The organism is Nocardia sp. NPDC004123 (genome assembly GCF_053603795.1).
In genome coordinates this window covers 44834-62318 of record NZ_JBSGGG010000016.1, presented here as the reverse complement: position 1 = coordinate 62318, position 17485 = coordinate 44834, and the positions used below count along the sequence as shown (strand labels likewise).

The 17485-nt window shown below is 67.9% G+C and carries 19 protein-coding genes; 4 read left to right on the top strand and 15 right to left on the bottom strand.

Annotated features, from left to right (window positions below):
* Positions 1-46 precede the first annotated feature (46 nt).
* The 3 genes from ACWEQQ_RS23780 to ACWEQQ_RS23770 form a co-directional block, all read right to left on the bottom strand.
* Positions 47-394: a histone-like nucleoid-structuring protein Lsr2 gene (locus tag ACWEQQ_RS23780; RefSeq protein ID WP_040860441.1), complete on the bottom strand. Its 348-nt coding sequence runs from the start codon at positions 392-394 to the stop codon at positions 47-49.
* 135 nt (positions 395-529) lie between these two features.
* Positions 530-877 carry an Rv3235 family protein gene (locus tag ACWEQQ_RS23775; protein ID WP_452349723.1) on the bottom strand — a complete coding sequence of 116 codons (348 nt, stop codon included), beginning with the start codon at positions 875-877 and terminating at the stop codon, positions 530-532.
* A 573-nt stretch (positions 878-1450) separates the two neighbouring features.
* Positions 1451-2947, bottom strand: coding sequence for a flavin-containing monooxygenase (locus ACWEQQ_RS23770; protein WP_452349722.1), 1497 nt, complete (start codon positions 2945-2947; stop codon positions 1451-1453).
* A gap of 70 nt (positions 2948-3017) precedes the next feature.
* Here ACWEQQ_RS23770 and ACWEQQ_RS23765 point away from each other — a divergent pair, with 70 nt between their 5' ends.
* Positions 3018-4028 carry an AraC family transcriptional regulator gene (locus tag ACWEQQ_RS23765; protein ID WP_452349721.1) on the top strand — a complete coding sequence of 337 codons (1011 nt, stop codon included), beginning with the start codon at positions 3018-3020 and terminating at the stop codon, positions 4026-4028.
* Positions 4029-4140: 112 nt separating this feature from the next.
* On the top strand, positions 4141-4368 hold the full coding sequence (locus ACWEQQ_RS23760) for a hypothetical protein (protein WP_354850320.1): 228 nt from the start codon (positions 4141-4143) through the stop codon (positions 4366-4368).
* Here the strand turns inward: ACWEQQ_RS23760 and ACWEQQ_RS23755 are convergent.
* Entirely contained in the window at positions 4365-5171 is an 807-nt protein-coding gene (locus ACWEQQ_RS23755; RefSeq protein ID WP_452349720.1) for a nuclear transport factor 2 family protein, read from the bottom strand. The genes ACWEQQ_RS23760 and ACWEQQ_RS23755 overlap by 4 nt on opposite strands.
* A gap of 57 nt (positions 5172-5228) precedes the next feature.
* On the bottom strand, positions 5229-6095 hold the full coding sequence (locus ACWEQQ_RS23750) for an LLM class F420-dependent oxidoreductase (RefSeq protein ID WP_452349843.1): 867 nt from the start codon (positions 6093-6095) through the stop codon (positions 5229-5231).
* 129 nt (positions 6096-6224) lie between these two features.
* On the opposite strand from ACWEQQ_RS23750, the gene ACWEQQ_RS23745 reads away from it, so the two are divergent.
* The gene (locus tag ACWEQQ_RS23745) at positions 6225-6770 is read left to right on the top strand and encodes a YdcF family protein (RefSeq protein ID WP_452349719.1); all 546 of its coding nucleotides are present in this window, start codon (positions 6225-6227) and stop codon (positions 6768-6770) included.
* 105 nt (positions 6771-6875) lie between these two features.
* Positions 6876-8471, top strand: coding sequence for a GMC oxidoreductase (locus ACWEQQ_RS23740; protein ID WP_452349718.1), 1596 nt, complete (start codon positions 6876-6878; stop codon positions 8469-8471).
* 64 nt (positions 8472-8535) lie between these two features.
* Here ACWEQQ_RS23740 and ACWEQQ_RS23735 read toward each other — a convergent pair whose 3' ends face one another.
* From ACWEQQ_RS23735 to ACWEQQ_RS23690, 10 genes are read right to left on the bottom strand one after another with little or no spacing between them, the layout of a single operon-like run.
* Entirely contained in the window at positions 8536-9117 is a 582-nt protein-coding gene (locus ACWEQQ_RS23735; protein ID WP_452349717.1) for a hypothetical protein, read from the bottom strand.
* Positions 9118-9139: 22 nt separating this feature from the next.
* Positions 9140-10096 carry an MlaD family protein gene (locus tag ACWEQQ_RS23730; RefSeq protein ID WP_452349716.1) on the bottom strand — a complete coding sequence of 319 codons (957 nt, stop codon included), beginning with the start codon at positions 10094-10096 and terminating at the stop codon, positions 9140-9142.
* Positions 10093-11262 (bottom strand): MlaD family protein, encoded by a 1170-nt coding sequence (locus tag ACWEQQ_RS23725; protein ID WP_452349715.1) that lies wholly within the window; start codon positions 11260-11262, stop codon positions 10093-10095. The genes ACWEQQ_RS23730 and ACWEQQ_RS23725 overlap by 4 nt, the downstream gene beginning before the upstream one ends.
* Complete coding sequence (locus ACWEQQ_RS23720) at positions 11259-11585, bottom strand: hypothetical protein (protein ID WP_452349714.1); 327 nt, start codon at positions 11583-11585, stop codon at positions 11259-11261. Before ACWEQQ_RS23720 ends, ACWEQQ_RS23725 begins: the two co-directional genes overlap by 4 nt.
* Entirely contained in the window at positions 11575-12342 is a 768-nt protein-coding gene (locus ACWEQQ_RS23715; RefSeq protein ID WP_452349713.1) for an MlaD family protein, read from the bottom strand. The genes ACWEQQ_RS23720 and ACWEQQ_RS23715 overlap by 11 nt, the downstream gene beginning before the upstream one ends.
* Positions 12342-13397 (bottom strand): MlaD family protein, encoded by a 1056-nt coding sequence (locus tag ACWEQQ_RS23710; RefSeq protein WP_452349712.1) that lies wholly within the window; start codon positions 13395-13397, stop codon positions 12342-12344. Before ACWEQQ_RS23710 ends, ACWEQQ_RS23715 begins: the two co-directional genes overlap by 1 nt.
* Positions 13385-14377 carry an MlaD family protein gene (locus tag ACWEQQ_RS23705; RefSeq protein ID WP_452349711.1) on the bottom strand — a complete coding sequence of 331 codons (993 nt, stop codon included), beginning with the start codon at positions 14375-14377 and terminating at the stop codon, positions 13385-13387. The genes ACWEQQ_RS23710 and ACWEQQ_RS23705 overlap by 13 nt, the downstream gene beginning before the upstream one ends.
* Positions 14378-14433: 56 nt before the next feature.
* A complete protein-coding gene (locus ACWEQQ_RS23700) occupies positions 14434-15462 on the bottom strand; it encodes an MlaD family protein (protein WP_452349710.1) in 1029 nt (342 codons plus the stop codon).
* A gap of 3 nt (positions 15463-15465) precedes the next feature.
* Positions 15466-16329 (bottom strand): ABC transporter permease, encoded by an 864-nt coding sequence (locus ACWEQQ_RS23695; protein ID WP_379387864.1) that lies wholly within the window; start codon positions 16327-16329, stop codon positions 15466-15468.
* The gene (locus ACWEQQ_RS23690) at positions 16329-17165 is read right to left on the bottom strand and encodes an ABC transporter permease (protein WP_452342486.1); all 837 of its coding nucleotides are present in this window, start codon (positions 17163-17165) and stop codon (positions 16329-16331) included. Before ACWEQQ_RS23690 ends, ACWEQQ_RS23695 begins: the two co-directional genes overlap by 1 nt.
* Positions 17166-17485 lie beyond the last annotated feature (320 nt).

The following is a 17485-nucleotide window of genomic DNA, read 5'->3' as shown; positions in this document are numbered from 1 at the left end:
CAGGCTTCGGCTCCCAGCGAATTCCCAGCGCCGTGATTTGCGCTGGTTAATTCTTGGCGCGCTGGTAAGCGTCGACGATCTCGGCCGGGATACGGCCGCGCGAGGAAACCTGGTGCCCCTGAGCGCGCGCCCATTCGCGGATCGCGGTGCTCTCCTCGCGGTCCACCGCCGGACGGGTGCGGCCGCCCGCGGCCACCTTGCCGGTCCGCTTGGAACGACCGACCTTGCGGGCCTTATCGGTCCACGGTTCCAGGGCCTCCCGCAGCTTGCCGGCGTTCTTGTTCGACAGGTCGATCTCGAAGTCGTTGCCGTCGATCGAGAAAAAGACGGTCTCGTCGGCCTTCGATTCGCCGTCGTAGTCGTCAACCAGAGTTACGGTGACTTTCTTCGCCATGGACTGCCCTTCCACGTGTGAGGTGCCGCTATTCGCCGAAATGTTAATGCCGCGCGATGCAGGATTCAAACCAGGCGCGAATCGAATTAGGGGCGACCAGACTATTCTGCTATTACCGCAGAGACCGTCCGGTCTTCAGCACACCCGGAATGCGGCCAAGCGCCACCCGGAACGACCGTGGACAATGCGGGCGGCGAGCGCGAAACGCCGCGCGCCGCGATCGTAACCCGCGCAAACTTCCGCCTGCCCCGGCCCGGCCATGATCACATCCACCCTGGTGAGGGTGGCGGTGCCGAGCTGCCGACCGGGTAGCCGTCCCGCCCCCGTCAGGGTGCGCACCGCGGCTACCACCGCCGGCTCGGCGAGCGGCCCCAGTTGCCTCACCGGACGGCGGCCGTCCAGCACCTCGAGCGCCAGCCGCAGCACCGCACCGGCGAATTGCCTTGCCGCAGTGTTGCATTCATCACCACCCCAGGCTTTCACAGCATGCGAAGAACGCAGAAGCCGTTGCAGGCCGACCGATCCGGGCGCAGCAGAGACCGATCGGCGATCCACTCGATTCCGGCATCCGGGCGATCGGCCCGCGGTGGCGGACGGCCACTGAGCGGGCTGCGGCACCCGGCGGCCCACCTCCGGCGCGTGGCGGTCCGCCCTCGGCACCTGGCGGACCGGCTCCGGCTTGCCGCGACACTGTTCCAGCGGTGGCTCGAATCGTGGTGCGGGCAGCAGGAATCCGCCCGCCGCTGTCCTCGACTCCATCGCTGTCCCCGAGTCCGTCGCTGCCCGCGACTCGACCGCCGCTCTCGTCTCGACTCCTCCCATGGCGCGAAAGCATGGCAGCCCAGCCGAACGCAGGCGGCCGAAATCAGGGTTTCGCACCCCTCGGCTACTTCAGCAGCGCGAGCCGCCCCAGCAGGTCGGTGGGCAGGTAGAGCAACCGGCTGGTGGTCCACAGCTGCCCGGACTGCGGGTCGTACTGATCGGGGTGGATGTCATGGCGGCCCTGCTGGCCAGCAGGCCCGAGAGCGAACCGGAGGCACTGCGGCGGAACCGAATTCAGTGGACCGGCTCGAGCACCTCGGCCGCCGCGACCGGCCGCAGCGTCTTGCCGAGGTCGGTGCGCAGGACCATGGCGGTGTCCAGCAGGTAGTTCTGCCGCACCTGCCACGGATGCCGATCACCCTGGCGCGGGAAGTCGCCGATCGAGCGCTGGACGTACCCGGAGGCCAGATCCAGCAGTGGCCGCTCCTGCAGGGTGCGCTGCGGCTGCGGGACCACCGCACGGTAGCCGTTGCGGTCCATGTACCCCAGCACCTTGCAGACCAGTCGCGAGGTGAGGTCGGCGCGCAGCGTCCAGGAGGCGTTGGTGTAGCCGATGCACACCGCGAAGTTGGGCACGCCGGTCAGCATGGTGCCCTGCCAGACGAACTGCTCGGACAGCTCCACCGGTGCCCCGTCGACCATCAGGTCGACGCCGCCGAAGGCGAGCAGCTGCAGGCCGGTGGCGGTGACCACCACATCGGCCTCGAGCACCTTGCCCGACTTCAGCCGGATGCCCTCGGGCACAAAGGTTTCGATGTGATCGGTGACCACCTCGGCCTTGCCCTTGCGCATGGCCTTGAAGAAGTCGGCGTTGGGCACCGCGCACAGGCGCTGATCCCACGGGTTGTATTCGGGCGTGAAGTGCTCGGCGACCAGCTTCTCGTCCTTAAGGATTCGGGTGGTGAGCCCGGTGAGCAGCTTGCGGGCGGCCGCGGGCCGACGCCGGCAGTACTGGTAGAAGCCGATGTTGAACAGGATGTTCTTGGTGCGGATGAGCCGGTGCGCCAGGTTCGGCGGCAGCAGTTCGCGCATCCGGTCGGCCACCTTGTCGCGGCCGGGGACGGCGGAGATCCAGGTGGGGCTGCGCTGCAGCATGGTCACCAGTTCGGCCTGCTCGGCCATGGCCGGGACCAGGGTGACCGCGGTCGCGCCGCTGCCGATGACCACCACGCGCTTGCCGGTGTAGTCGAAGTCCTCGGGCCAGAACTGGGGGTGCACCACGGTGCCGGCGAAGTCGGCGATGCCCGGGAACTCGGGCTCATGGCCGTGGTCGTAGTTGTAATAGCCGGAGCAGGAGTAGAGGAAGCCGCAGGTGAGCGTGCCGCGCTCGACACCCTCGGAGGTCCGCCGCTCGACAGTGAGCGTCCACCGCGACTCGCCGCTGTCCCATTCCGCGCCAACGACTTTGGTGCCGTACCGGATGTGCTTGTCGATGCCGTTCTCGGTGGCCGCGTCGGTGATGTAGCGCAGGATGGCCGGCCCGTCGGCGATCGACTTGGCGTCACGCCAGGGCTTGAACGGGTAGCCGAGGGTGAACATGTCGCTGTCGGAGCGGATGCCCGGGTAACGGAACAGGTCCCAGGTGCCGCCGAGCGCGTCGCGCGCCTCGAGGATGGCGTAGCTGCGGCCGGGCTGCTCGGCCTGCAGGCGATACGCCGCGCCGATGCCGGAGAGCCCGGCTCCGACGATGACGACGTCGAGGTGTTCGGCGAGAGGTTGCGCGGCGTTCATGACTTCCAGTCTGTTGCGCCCGCCATCCGGTTTCTTGACTCTGCACGACAAGTATTTGATCCTTGACGACATGTCGGTGATCAGATCCGCCGGGCTGCGGGGTTTCCGCGCGACCGTGGCCGAGCTCGGCGGGGACGCCGAGGAGCTGGCCGCCGCCTGCGGACTGCCGCTCGCCGCCCTGGACACCGACGATCTACTGGTCCCCGACCATGCGGTCGGGGCGGTGCTGGAGCTGGCGGCCCATCGGCTCGACTGCCCGGATCTGGGGCTGCGGATGGCGTCGCGGCAGGACCTGGACATGCTCGGCCCGCTGGCGCTGGCCATCCGGAATGCCACCACCCTGGCCGCGGTGCTCGACTGCACCTCGCGGTACCTGTTCGTGCACGCCCGCTCGCTCAGTCTGACCATGGCACCCGACCCGTACGGCGATCGCGGCGTCATCGCCCTGCGCTACGGCGCCACCGCACCCGGCCTGCCCACCCCCGTCCAGGGCACCGATCTCGGATTGGCCTTCGTACACAGGACGATTCAGCGCCTGGCCGAGGACCGCTACGGGCTGCGCTCGGTGGAGGTCCCCTACCGGCCCGCCGCCCCGATCCAGGCGTACGAGGAATTCTTCGGCGCGCCAGTGCGAATCGAGCGTCCGGCCGCTCTGCTGCGGATACCGGCCGCGCTCGGTAATCGGCAACTCTCCGGCGGCGACGAGAACCTGCACCGGATGGCGATGGCCTTCCTGGCCCAGCAGTCCGGCGGCGCGGCCACGGCGATCGCGCCGCGCGTGCGGACCACCCTGCAGAAGCTGCTCGGCACCGCCGCACCCGAAATCGATGCCGTGGCACGGCTGCTCACCATCCATCCGCGCACCCTGCAGCGACGGCTGGCCGCCGAGGGCACCAGCTTCGCGGCGATTCTCGACGAGGTCCGGCGCACCGAGGCGCGACGCTACCTGACCACGACGGATATGCCGATGGGCCAGGTGGCCTCGCTCATCGGTTTGTCGGAACAGTCGGTATTCACACGTTGTTGCCAGCGCTGGTGGGGTGCAACGCCGACCGCGGTACGCAAGGGCAAAGCGGGCTGACCACACCGGATGTCAACGGGAGGCCGCCGAGTTTCGATGGGCCCATTGGCAAATCACGCACGGCGAGTCGCTCACGACACGCGCTCGATTTGCGAGTCGTCGCGTGTCGATCATGGTCAATCGGCGCTCCCGCCCCCAGGATGTCCTGATGATCGCCGAATGCCCCTCCTGCGCTTGGCCCTCTCCCACGGCTGTCTCCTCCCACCGCGGGGTGCAGTATCTGCGCTGCGTGTGCGGCCAGTGGCTGATCAGCGTGCACGGGAAGGTGGTCGGCGCGGCCGGGGGCACCACGTTCAGCGGGAACAATCCCCTGGCGGAGATCGCCGGGATCCGGGATTAGCTCGCCGGCACGAAGATTCGCGCCGACTCGATGCGCAACCCACGGTCGGCGAAGTCCAGCTCAGCGATACCGCGGCCCTCACGGGTCTCCACCGACACCGTCACCGAGTGCCCGGCGGCAATGGCCTTGCTCCAGCGCAGGCCCTTCACCCGGGTGGTGAAGTCCTCCAGCGACATCGCGCCGTCCCCACCCCACTCCAGGCGCGGGACCGGAGCCAGAACCGCACGGGCACTGGACGAATCACCGGCGGCCACGGCATCCAGCAGCTGCCCGGCGGCCCGCTTGCCCGCCGCGCCGACACCGCGCAGGCCGGACATGAAGCCCATCGCCCCGCCGATGCCCTGATTGCCGAGCAGCTGCGGGCCCAGCTTGGCGCCCGCCAGCAGACCCTGCGTGCCCGATCCCAGCAGCTGGCCGATCATGCCCGCCAGCTCCCAATGTGCGCGCAGGGCACGGATTTTCAGCGCGCCGTCCACTTCGGCCAGGTCATAGCGGAGGTGCATGGGCACGTGCAGGGTGACCCCGGTGGACATGGTGGTGGCAATGGTGAGATCACGGAAGACCGTCATGCCACACACCACGTCACCGGTCACGTCGAAGACGATGCCGTTGGGCGCGATGAAGGTGTCGTAGAAGCGTTCGATGGCCGCGCGCCCGATGTGCGGGCGTGAGCCGACCGGGTCCTCGACGCTGCCGTTGTCGGCGAAAAGGCCCACCCAGGCAGCCTTGTCGTGCGCGCCGACCGCCCGCGGTGACGCTTCGACGGTCGCCAATAGTTCGGCGGCGGTGGGATTCGCGGGCACAGTGTCCTCCAGATGTTGGCAAGCGCGCGCGATGATACCGAACGCCCCGGCCCCGGACTAGATGGTCGCCAAGCGCGGGAGCAGGCGTTCGGCGAATTCGGTCACGAAGGCGATGGGATCGCCATCGGGCATGAAGTCCAGCTCGGTGATGCCCAGGGCGGCGAGCTGCTCGACATCCCGCAGCACCTGGTCCGGATTGCCGAGGGCATCGGACACATAGACCCCGGTCTTGCGGATGGCGTCGTAGTCGCGGCCCTCGGCCTCGCAGTGCGCGCGCAGCACGGCCAGCTTGGCGGCGACCTCCTCGGGGCTGCTCGCGAAGAGATTGCAGGCGTCCGCGTAGCGGGCCACCAGCAGCAGCGTCTTGCGCTCACCGCCGCCGCCGATCCGGATGGGCGGGCGCGGCCGGCTCAAAGGCGCTGGCACACAGAGGGTCTCGGCCAGCTGGTAGTGCTCGCCCTTGTACGGCCCATTGTCGGGGCTCCACATCTGCAGGCAGATCTGCAGTGTCTCCTCGAGCCGTTCGAACCGCTCGGCCATCGGGACGACCGGTACGCCGAGCCCGCGCTGCTCCCGCTCGTACCAGGACGCGCCGATGCCCAGTTCGGCCCGGCCGCCCGAGAGCACGTCGAGGGTGGTGACGATCTTGGCGAGCAGGCCGGGATACCGGTACATCACCCCGGTCACCAGCAGTCCCAGCCGCATGCGCTCGGTCAGCGCCGCCAGGTAGCCGAGGGTGGTGTAGCCCTCCAGCATGGGTTCCTCGGCGCTGCCGCGAAGCTCCATCTGGAAGTAGTGGTCCATGACCGTGAACTGCGCGAATCCGGCCTGTTCGGCAATGCGGGCGGTATGCGCCAGCGTCGACGCGATCCGGTCGGTCGCGGCGGGGTGCGAGTAGTTCCAGTAGTGCAGGCCCAGCTCCATGGCGAACTCCTCCGTTGGGGACGACATGCCTGTGTTTCGTGCTGCGTGATGCCATGCGTTCGTGCGCAATACAGTCTGCCCCACGATCACGCCGGGAAGGTCGACGGCGGGATCGGTACCGTCGGAGGCGTGCCTGCTCTCCGGAGGGTCATCGCAGGGGTCGTCACCGTCACGGCGCTGATCGTCGCTCTCGCGTTCGCGGGGCTGCCGGTGTTCGTGCACCCGCAGGTGGATCCGCTGCGCCGGGCCGACGCCATCGTGGTGCTCGGCGGGACGGCTTACGCGCGCTACGACGTCGGGCTGCGGCTCGCCGAGCAGGGCTATGCGCCCGAGCTGCTGATCTCGCGATCCACCGGCCAGAACGACCCGGTGATGGACCGCTACTGCGACGGCGGGTTCGCCTTCACGGTCTCCTGCTTCGTGCCGAATCCGTGGACCACCCAGGGCGAGGCCGAGGAAATCCGCCGGCGGGCCCAGGCCGGGCACTGGCAGCACATCATCGTGGTGACCTATACACCGCACGTCTCGCGCGCGCGATACATCGTGGGGAAGTGTTTTTCCGGCCAGATCACCATGGTCGCCAGCCCCAGCGATTCGGGGCTGTTGTTCTGGTCGTGGATGTATGTGCGGCAGTCGGCGGGTTATGTGCGCGCGTTTCTGCAACGCGGATGCTGAGCCGAAAGATGGGCCACGGCCGCGCAATTGAACGGTTACGATGAGGTCCGGGCAAAGGGAAACGCGTCCGTCGCGGGGGTGGATGCGGGTGCGGGAGGATTTCCGGTGCGTATCGACGACCTTCGTGCCGTGCGGGACAGCGAGCTGACGGCCGACCTGTGCATTATCGGGTCCGGACCGGCGGGTCTGACCCTGGCTGCCGAACTCGCGGGAAGTTCGCTACGGGTGCTGGTGCTGGAGAGCGGCGGGCGCGAACTCGCCCCCGGCACCGATGCGCTCAATGACATCGAGAATATCGGCGCGGCGCGGGCCCAGCCGTATCGCAATGCCCGCAATCGCATTCTGGGCGGCAGTTCGCACACCTGGAGCGGACGCTGCGCACCGCTGGACGAACTGGATTTCGCGGCCCGCGCCTGGGTCCCGTTCTCCGGCTGGCCGATCGGATTCACCGAGGTCCAACCGTATCTGGATCGGGCGGCGGGACATCTGGGACTGGGGTACGGGGCCGGGTTCACCGGCGACCGGTTCTGGGAGCTGGCCGACCGGATTCCGGCCCATCCGGAGGTGGACCGGCGCTGGCTGCGGCCCTACTTCTGGCAGATCAGCAAGGACCCGGCGGATCCGTTCGACTCCAAGCGATTCGGCGTCCACGCCGGGGAAATCTCTGCGGCCAATGTTCGAATTCTACTGAATGCCACCGTTTCCCATATCGACACTGATCCGGACGGCAGCCGGGTCGAGGCATTACGGGTGGTGGATTCCGACGAAAATACCCGTGTGGTGCGTGCGACGCGAATTGTGCTGGCCGCCGGAGGAATCGAAAACGCGCGCCTGCTGCTCGCGTCGAATCGCATTGTGCCGGAGGGTATCGGTAATCGTCACGACGTGGTGGGCCGGTATCTGCTGGATCATCGTTGCGGCGTGGTGGGCGCGCTCGACCCGCACACCTCGGCCGCCGCGCGTGACCGATTCGGCAAATACGTGGTGAAAACCCGCGGCGGTAAGCACACCTTCCTGCACGGGCTGGCACTGTCGCCGGAAATCCAGGCCGACGAGGGACTCCTCAACTGCGCCCTGTGGATTCAGGAGGTGCCCGCCGAGGACGACCCCTGGGAGTCGGTGAAGAACCTGTTGCGCGGGCACCTGAACCTGCACGACGCCCGCACCGTCGTCGGCCATCCCGGCCTGCTGCTCTCCGGGGCCAAACGCCGTCTCATCGACCACACCGGCCTGCCGCGCAAGCTCGAACACGTGGAACTGCGCTGCATGGTGGAGCAGACCCCGGATCCGCGCAGCCGGATCACATTGAGCGACACCGTGGATCGCCTGGGCATGCCGCATCCGCGCATCGACTGGCAGGTCAGCGCCCAGGAGGACGCCACCGTCCGCCGCGCCGCCGCCCTGGTCGCCGGCGAGTTCGCCCGCCTCGGCTATCCCCCGCCCGCCCTGGACGAATGGGTCCGCGAGGCCAGTGATCTCCCGGTCCGGCTGACCGACTGGGCGCATCCCACCGGCGCGACCCGCATGTCGGCGGACCCGCGCACCGGCGTCGTGGACGGCGACTGCCGCGTGCACGGCATCAGCAACCTCTATATCGCCGGCAGCTCGGTCTTCCCCACCAACGGCCACGCCAACCCCACCCTGACCATCGTCGCGCTGGCCGTGCGGCTGGCCGACACGCTGCGCGGCGCTGCCGCCTGACGGGTACACCGAAAGGCCCGCCGAGCTCGAAAGCTGCGGCGGGCCAGAGTTTTCCGGCGCGCGATTACTGCTTGGGCAGCGGGAGGTCGATGCCGCCGACGTCGGTGACCTTCCAGTCGCTCCCGGGGTCGACGCTCACCGTGTAGTAGATGGTGGTCAGGACGCCGTCCGGGTTCTGCGCATTGGTGGAGTTGACGTTCAGATAGACGTTCACCTTGTAGCCGCCGTTGTCGCGATTGGTGACCTGCGAGCTGAGCAGGGTCGGGCTCGAGGTCCACTTCAGCGGAACCAGGATCTCCTGCAGCTTCGAGGAGGTGGCATCGAACTTGCTCGCCAGCGCCGGGGTGGTGTTGGACTTGAGGCGAGCGGTCCAGGCGTTGAAGTCGGAGAAGTTGAGGTTGGCCGCGCCCATGGCGTAGTCGGAGGCCACCTGCTCGGCGTGCTTGTCGTTCGCGGCCTGGGCGTCGCGGTCCTTCAGGTCCCCGCGCGCGGACTGCCACAGCACGGTGACCGTCACCAGCGCGCCGACGAGCAGCACCGCGGCGACCGCGGTCACCAGCGTCGAGACCTTCAGCTGCACCGTCTTGCCCGGGGCCGGCGCCGGATCCGGGTCGACCGGCTGCTTCGATTCGGTGTCCTGAGACATGGTCTCCTCCTTGCTGATACTGCTACTTCACGCCGACCTGCACGCGCACGGCACCGTCACCGGTGGACGCGAGCGCCTGCGAGATCAAGCTGCTGATATTGAGCTGAGGCCCGGCGGTGCGTGCCGCGTCGGCGAGCGGCTGCAATTGGGGCGCGAGGGTCTTCAATTCGGGTCCGGCCTGCTGCAGCCACTCGGTCAGCTTGGCCAGGAAGGGCGCCAATCCGTTGCCGGAGACATATGCCTGCGGCCCGGGGGCACGGTCGACCAGTCTACCGACGGCATTGATGAGCTCCTCGAGCGACTGCTCGAACTGCACGAACGCCGGTGCCGCGGCCGCCGTGGCCTCGCCCATGCCATCGATATTCGAGGCCGCCACCTGGAAGCTGTTGAGTAGCTGAGCAATCTTGGGTTCCCGGCTCATGATCGCGGCGGCCAGTAGATCACCGGCACGGGTCAGGTTCGGCATGGCCGAAGCCGTGTCGTGGAAGGCCGCTCCCAACGTGCTCGCCAGCGAAGCCGCGACCTTCGGGTCGAGCTGGTTCATGACCTTGTTGACCAGTCGCGACACCTCGGGAATGGACAGTGGCGACTTCACCGCGGCGGCATCCAGGCGCTGGCCGTCCCTCAGGTACGGCCCGCCCGCGGTGCGGGGCCGGAATTCCACGAACGGCTCGCCCAGCGCGGACAGCTGCTCGATGGTGACGTTACTGTCGGTGGGCAGCCTGCGGTCCCCGTCGATGCGGAAGCCCACCTCGACGCCGCGGGCGGTGGAGTCCACCGACGTGATCCTGCCGACCCGCATGCCGGTGAGCAGGATGGGCGAACCCACGCTCAGCCCACCGGAATTCGCCATCACCATGGACCCGTCGGTGTGGTGCGCGAACGGATCCGCCCGCACCACGCCGAAGGTCAGATAGCTCGCGCCCACCACGGTGACGGCCGCGATGCCGCCCAGCGACGCCAGCGAACCCCACTTCATCGCACCGCTCCGATCATGCGCAGCCCGGCCAGAATGTTGGTGACCTGATCGTCTCGGGAGACCGAATCCGCTCGGATGCCGGTGATGTTCACCTTGGGCCCGTTCTCGACGAACGGAATCAGCTTGTCCCGCAGCAGCGAGGTCAGCAGCGACAGGTTCGACGGCACCGACAGGTCCAGCGGCCGTCCCGAAAGCGCCAGCGGTGCAAAGGATTGCGTCACCGGATCCAGTGCGGTGGCCAGCGGGGCCAGCCACACCAGCGACTGCCCGAGCTGGCCGAGCACGGCGAAGATCCGGGTGACGCCCGCGAGCGAGCCGGTGATCCCGGTCATGGCGTCCACCGACTCCTGGCTGAGCTCGTGGTCCAGGAAGTCCGCGCGATCGTGCAGCACCTGGGCGTTGACACCCAGACCGTCGAGCAGCTTGTCGACCTGGTCCAGATTGGCCGCCAGATCCACCGCGTTCCCGGCCGCGTTCTGCGCGATCCGCTTGGTCTCCTCGGGATCGCGGGGCAGCACCGCATTGAAGTGGTTGATGATGTCCTGCAACTGATTCACGGCCCCGCCCTGGGTGAAGGCGGCCAGCGCGGCCATGGTGTCCTCGAGCTGCACCGGCGGGCGGGTGTGGTCCTCGGTGATGGTGCCGCCGTCCTTCAGCAGCGACCCGAAACCGTCCGGCGGCGTGGTCAGCGCCAGATGGATGTCACCCAGCACCGTGTTCTGCCGCAGCTCGGCCACCGTCGTGACCGGCAGCTGCACCTTGGACGAGATGTCCGCGTCCACCACGACATAGCCGCCGCGCCCGCCCGCGTGCGCCGAATCCACCACGCGCACAACGCCGACCGAACCGACCTGCGCGCCATTGGCGATGACCTTGGCCTTCGCGGGCAGATTCAGCACATTGCCGAACTCGATGTGAATCCGGTAGGTGGGCCCCGAAATCGTGGTGCCCGGCACCGGCACCGAGGACGGATCGAAGGCACAGCCCCCCGCCCCGGCGAACAACCCGGCAGCCAGCACAGCGGCTCCCGCACGCCTGGCCGCACGTCCCCGCGGACGCTGGTCGGAGCCTGCCCCCTGCGCAGGCCTCGACCATGCCGAGCCGCCCGCTCCCGCACCGGAGCCGGGCCGGGTGGCGACGACGATCTCCCAGCGTCCGAACCTCATCGCACACCTGCCATTCCGAGCACCAACGGGACCAGCGGGACGTTCACCATGCCGTTGGCGGCGTCGGTGCAGCTGCCCGGGGTGACGGCATTGACGGCGGCGCAGACCTGTTCGGCCTGCGGGGCCGGCAGGGCCGCGCGCGGAGAGCCGTAGGTGATGCCGCTGCCCATGACGTTCTGGGCCGCATTGGTCAGCACCGGGAGTTTCAGCATGACCTCGGAGAGCGAGCCGACATTGGCGCGCAGCAGTCGGACCAGCGGCAGGGTGTCGTCGAGACCGCGCATTATCGGGTCGCCCGCGATGGTGACCAGATCATTGAGCATGGGCAGCACCGCACCGAGCCGGTCGATGAGTTGCGCACCGGGACCGAGCAATTCGGTGCTCGCATTGTTCAGGGCGGGGGCCAGCCGCAGCAGCACTGGAGCGCAGGTCGCCCCAGTGCTGCTCGACCTTCGCACCGACCGCGGCGAAGGCGTCGAAGATGCCCGCCAGGTGCCCGATGTCGGCGTCCGGCTGGGCGAGCGCCGAACCCAGCTTCTTGACGATCTCGTTGATCTGCGGGCCCGCGCCCTGGGTGGCCGAGTCCAGCGCGGACAGCCCGTGCGCCAGCGCATCCGGGGCCTGCGCCTGCTGCAGTTGCGCGGACAGATCGGCCAGCGCCGTCAGTGTCTCGGTAATGCTCTTGGGCGTCAGGGTTTTGGTGATGCACTGCGACGAATCCCAGTGCGCCAGATCCTTGCCACTGTTGAGTACCGCCAGATTGCGGTCGGCCACAATCGAATCCGAGACCGTGGTGGCGGCGGCGTCCGCGTACACGGGGTACTTCGCGTCGACGGAGAACTTCACCTTGACCTTGGCGCCGTCCGAATCGATGGAATCGACGGTGCCGACCGGGATTCCGCGCATGGTCACCTTGTTGCCCGCGTACAGACCGACCGCGTCGGGCATGACGGCGCAGTAGGAGACTGTCTTCTTCATCGGGTTGAACCACAGCAGGTACCCGACCACCGCCAGCAGTACCACCAGCACCGCACCGGCGACCGACATGAACGCCTGCGATCCGAGCATCCGCTTGAACATCAGCAGTCCTTCCCCGGCACCGGAATGCACACCTGCGGCTGCGCCACAGGCTGCTGCGACAGGGCGACGGTCTGCTGCGACTGGTCGATCTGCACACCGCCGTCCGGAATCACCAGGTCCGACAGCTTCTTCTGCAGGTCCTGCGCGGCGGTCAGGGTCGGAGTGAACTTCTGGCCGAGCTGTTCGAGCTGGGTGATGGCGTCGGTCAGCTTGGGCTTCAGATCCGACCAGGTGGGTTCCGCACCGCCGAGCCGGCCGAGCACATCGCTGAGCAGCCGGATGGCCTCGGCCATCTCGGCATGCTTGTCGTCGAGCACGGTGACCAGCAGGTTGGCATTGTCCATGAGCCGGCCCAGATCGGATTTCGCGCCGTCGTACATACGCACGTACTCGTCGGCCACGGCCACCGCATTGGACACCTGGCCGCGCTGCTTGTCCAGCGCGTCCACATAGGTGTCGACCGTGGCCAGCGTGGTGCGCAGGGTGTCGGGTGAGCCGTCGATCGAACTGCCCAGTGCCGCAAGGTTCTTGTTCAGCGTCGAGCCGTCGATCTTGGAGAGCGGGGCGGCCGCGTCCTGGAAGGTCTCGATCAGGCTGTAGGGCAGGCGCACCCGGTCCGCCGGAATGGCCGCCGAGCCCAGCGGCTTGCTCCCGGCCGGGAACACCGCCACATAGTGGCCGCCGACAATGGTCAGCATGCGAATGTCGAGGGAGGTCTGATCACCCAGGAACACATCGGATTTCACCGTGAAGCGCATGACGACCCTGTCCGGCTTCAATTCCAGCGACTTCACCTCGCCGACCGAGATGCCGGCGATGCGCACGTCGTCGCCCGCCTTCACCGACTGCGCCTCGGACAGTTCCGCGGTGTAGGTGTGCTTGCCGAACGGGATCACGTACAGCGCACCGGCCGCGGTCAGGCCCAGCACCACCAGCACCGCGCCGATGATGCCCTTGCGCAGGTGCCGCTTCTGCTTGGTGGCGTCGTCGACCACCCGATCGTCACGTTTCAAACCGAGCCCGCTCGAGAAGCGGGGCAATGTCATCCGTTGCATATCGCCACCTGCTGTCCCGACACGAGCACCCTGACCACCGCTGGCACATCGGCGGTTCCCTTGCTGCACACCGGCTTCCAGCCGCTCGGACTGGTCGGCAGGGCCGCGTCGGCCGCCCCCAGCACCGCGGGCAGGCGGCCGAAGGCGTCCACCGCCTCCTTGGCATCGGGGAAGATCCTGCGGATCAGCGCGTCCACATCGGACCCGCTGTCGATCCCCAATGAGCGCAGCAGATTGTCGATGGGCCGCAGCACCGAGGGCGCGGTGACCGCGAATTGCGCCAGGCCGCCGATGTTCTGCTGCAACGCCTCGAAGATGTCGGAGAGCTGCTTCAGCAGCGGCACCAGGTAGTGCACGCGCCCGCCCAGCCGGTCCGACAGATCCGACATGTTGTGGATCAGGGTCGAGATCACCTGCTGCCGGTTGTCCACGTACGACGCCAGTTTCCCGATCGCGTCCATGGCCGGGCCGATCCCGCTGCCGTCGCCCTCGATCAGGGCCACCATGCTGGCGCTGAACTGGTTGATGGCCTCCGGGGAAATGGTCTGCAGCACCGGCTTCAGGCCGTTGAACAGCTGCGTCACATCGAACGACGGCACGGTGTGGTCCTCGCCGATGCGCGCGCCCGCCGGAATCCGGTTGCCCGGCTGCGGCTGCTGCTGCAGATCGAGGTACCGCTGGCCGGTCAGATTCTGGTAGCGGATGGCCAGCTTGGAGTTGTCGTAGACGGGCGCATCGGTCTTGACCGACAACTGCACCCGCGCCTTCGCACCCTCGAGACCGATCTGCTTCACCTTGCCGACCTGCACACCGAACATGCGCACGTCGTCACCGACCTTCAAACCGTTGGCGTCGGTGAAGATGGCATCGTGGGTCTCGGTCTTCCCCGACACCGGGCGCTGAATGGCGGTGAGCACCAACATGAGCACCACCACGATGACGCCCGCGAACAAGGCCAGCCGCCAGGCCGCAGATTTCACTCGCCCACCCGTCGCCCCACCGCCACCCCCGATGGAATCGCTGCGCGATGCACGCCTCATTTGGCCCCTCCCAACAGCGGCACCGCGATGGCCGGCACACCCTTCAGGTCGACCTCCACATTCAGCACCGGCCCCTGCCCGGTGTCCGGCATGGCCGCGCGCAAACGCTCCAGCAGCAGACGCAATTCGGCCGCGGACTGCTGCGGCTGCGGCACCATCTGCGCGAGTGCGGTCAGCACCGGGACCAGCATGTCGGTGGTGCCGGAAAGCTGATTCCCGGCCTGGGTGAAGGTCGTCGCCAGCGCCGGCAGCAGCTGACCGGTGACCGTCGCGACGTCCTTGTCATAGGCGGCGCGGTCGGTCTGCAGCCGCTGCATACTGCGGATCAGATCCACCACCTGCACGGTCGCGCCCGCGAACCGTCCGCCGCCGTCGAAGGCCGGGCCGAGGTTGCCGACCAGCTCCGACATCGGCATCTTCTGGTTGTCGGTAATGGTGCGCTGCGCGGTGATGAGCGCCTGGGCCAGCGGCATGAGCGCCTGGGTATCGGCCGCGGCCTGTGCGATCACCGACGCCATCTGCGGGGTCAGCACCGAACCGCCCACCTGCGAGGCGCTGCGCAGCAGCGAGCCCATGGTGGCGTCGTAGACCGCGGCGGCGCGGCTGCCGGTGAAGTCCAGCACCGTGCCCGAGCGCAGCGGGGAACCGCCCGCGCCCCTGCGCAATTCGATCTCGCTGATGCCGAAGAGGTTGGCCGGGGCGTAATCCACCTGCAGGCTGTCGTCCAGCCCGAACAGCTCGGCATCGTCGAGCCGCAGCGAAATCTGCTGTGTCCCGTGCTGATCCGGCGCGATCTCGGTGACCTTGCCGATCACCACGCCATTGGCCCGCACGTCGGTGCCGACCAGCACACCGTCACCGATCTGCTCGGTGCGCAGTGAAATCGGCACTCCGGCCTCGGTTTTCTGTGACCGGTACAGCGCCCAGCCCGCCACCACGGCCACCACCAGCGCCAGCGCGACGGTGCCGACCGTCATCGCCCGCTTGCGATCGACGGCCACACCCGGCATTCCGTAATTCGGCATCCCCTACCCCGTGAACGTAATCGCCGAGTTGAAGCCCCACAGGGACAGCGACAGCACCATGTCCATGGCCACGATGGCCACCGAACTCGCGCGCACCGCCTTACCCGAGGCGATACCCACACCCTCCGGCCCGCCGGTCGCGAAAAAGCCGAAGTAGCAGTGGATCAGGATCACCACCACCGCGAACACGGCCACCTTGACCACCGCGGCGATCACGTCGAACCCGGACACGAACTGGAAGAAGTAATGGTCGTACACACCGGCAGACGCCCCGTGCACCAGCGTGATCAGCCCGCGGCAGGCCGCGTAGGACAGGATCAGCGCGATCAGGAAGGTCGGCACGATGGCGACCGCGCCCGCGAGCACGCGGGTGGTCACCACGAAGGGAACCGAACGCAGACCGAGGGATTCGATGGCGTCGATCTCCTCGGAGATACGCATCGACCCGATCTCGGCGGTCATGCGGCAGCCCGCCTGCGCGGCGAACCCGATGGCCGCCACGATCGGCGCCAGCTCCCGGGTGGTGGCGTAGGCCGACACCAGGCCGGACACCGGGCCCATGCCCAGCATGTCCAGCGTGGTGAACGACTCCACCGCCACCGACGCGCCCATGACCAGGCCGAGCACGATCATCATCGGCACGGTCCCGCCGCCCACGATGACCGAGCCGCGGCCCCAGGTCATATCCGAGATGGCCCGCATGGTCTCGCTGCGATACCGCTTCAGCGTCAACGGAATCGACGACAGTACCTGCCAGACGAAGGCCAGCGTGAAGCCCAGGTTCTCCACCCGGCGCAGGATCAGGCCACGGCGGCGATAGGCGCGCGCGGCCCAGCCCAGCCCCTTGGGCACATAGGTTGCCGACATCAGGCCAGCCTCGTGGGCAGGAAGAGATCGGTGATCTGGGTGGCGACCAGATTGACGGTCACGATCGACACCACCGACAGCACCACCGCGGCGTTCACGGCGTCGGCGACACCCCGCGGGCCGCCCTTCGCCTCGAGCCCGCGCTGGCAGGCGATGATCACCACGAGGAAGCCGAAGATCACGGCCTTCAACAGCGACACCCATACATCGGCGGTGCTGGTGAAGGCTCCGAAGGTGGACCAGTACGAGCCCGGTGTCACGCCCTGCCCGCCGATGGCGACGCCGTAGCCGGCCAGCACGCCCACGAAGATGATGAGCACGTTCAGCAGCGGCGCGACGAAGACCATGGCCACCAGGCGCGGGATCACCAGCCGGTGAATCGGGCTGATGCCCATGGTGTTCAGCGCGTCGATCTCCTCGCGAATGGTGCGCGCGCCCAGATCCGCCGCCAGTGCCGCGGCGCCCGCGCCGCCCAGCAGGAAGCCGGTGGCCAAAGGCGCGCCCTGTTTGATGACGCCCAGGCCGCCGGTCGCGCCCAGCAGTGAATCCGCGCCCAGGGTGTGAATCAGATTGCCCACCTGGACCGAAACGATGACGCCGAACGGAATCGCGATGAGCACGGCCGGAATCGCGGTCACGGTAATGAGCCGCCAGGCCTGGAGAATGGCTTCTTTCCATTGGAATTGGCGGCGCGCGATATCGGTGACGGTGCCGACCACCGCTTCCTCGGCAATTCCGACCGCGCGACCGAAGGTGCGCAGCGACGCCACCGAGGTGCTGGAGAAGTTGTCACGCACGATGCGCACGGCGGACCGATCATGGACGGCCCGGGTCATCGCAGGACTGCTTCTTCGAGACGCCGGAACCGACGTGTGGTGGCGAGCTTCAAATTTCTTCTCCGTGATCGGCAACACTGCCTGCCATCAAAGCTAATGGTTACCCGGAGTTACAACAAATCGGCCCGAGGTGTGATCGGAACCTCTAAGTTACCTACCGGTACGTCCGGGGTCGGTCCCGGTCAGCGGGACGAATGGCCATGTGACCTGCAGTTCTAGAACGCGTTATCAGAGCAGATCGGCTATAACTATGACGCCGAGCACACCCCGAGCGAACCCCCGGCGGGGCGGTTTCGCGGCCCTCTGCCATACCTGAAGCC

Excerpts from the sequence above, each read along its gene's own strand:
- ACWEQQ_RS23780 (WP_040860441.1), bottom strand. The coding sequence starts at position 394 with ATGGCGAAGAAAGTCACCGTAACTCTGGTTGACGACTACGACGGCGAA.
- ACWEQQ_RS23770 (WP_452349722.1), bottom strand. The coding sequence starts at position 2,947 with ATGAACGCCGCGCAACCTCTCGCCGAACACCTCGACGTCGTCATCGTC.
- ACWEQQ_RS23765 (WP_452349721.1), top strand. The coding sequence starts at position 3,018 with ATGTCGGTGATCAGATCCGCCGGGCTGCGGGGTTTCCGCGCGACCGTG.
- ACWEQQ_RS23760 (WP_354850320.1), top strand. The coding sequence starts at position 4,141 with ATGGTCAATCGGCGCTCCCGCCCCCAGGATGTCCTGATGATCGCCGAA.
- ACWEQQ_RS23750 (WP_452349843.1), bottom strand. The coding sequence starts at position 6,095 with ATGGAGCTGGGCCTGCACTACTGGAACTACTCGCACCCCGCCGCGACC.
- ACWEQQ_RS23735 (WP_452349717.1), bottom strand. The coding sequence starts at position 9,117 with ATGTCTCAGGACACCGAATCGAAGCAGCCGGTCGACCCGGATCCGGCG.
- ACWEQQ_RS23730 (WP_452349716.1), bottom strand. The coding sequence starts at position 10,096 with ATGAAGTGGGGTTCGCTGGCGTCGCTGGGCGGCATCGCGGCCGTCACC.
- ACWEQQ_RS23725 (WP_452349715.1), bottom strand. The coding sequence starts at position 11,262 with ATGAGGTTCGGACGCTGGGAGATCGTCGTCGCCACCCGGCCCGGCTCC.
- ACWEQQ_RS23720 (WP_452349714.1), bottom strand. The coding sequence starts at position 11,585 with ATGCTCAATGATCTGGTCACCATCGCGGGCGACCCGATAATGCGCGGT.
- ACWEQQ_RS23715 (WP_452349713.1), bottom strand. The coding sequence starts at position 12,342 with ATGTTCAAGCGGATGCTCGGATCGCAGGCGTTCATGTCGGTCGCCGGT.
- ACWEQQ_RS23710 (WP_452349712.1), bottom strand. The coding sequence starts at position 13,397 with ATGCAACGGATGACATTGCCCCGCTTCTCGAGCGGGCTCGGTTTGAAA.
- ACWEQQ_RS23700 (WP_452349710.1), bottom strand. The coding sequence starts at position 15,462 with ATGCCGAATTACGGAATGCCGGGTGTGGCCGTCGATCGCAAGCGGGCG.
- ACWEQQ_RS23695 (WP_379387864.1), bottom strand. The coding sequence starts at position 16,329 with ATGTCGGCAACCTATGTGCCCAAGGGGCTGGGCTGGGCCGCGCGCGCC.
- ACWEQQ_RS23690 (WP_452342486.1), bottom strand. The coding sequence starts at position 17,165 with ATGACCCGGGCCGTCCATGATCGGTCCGCCGTGCGCATCGTGCGTGAC.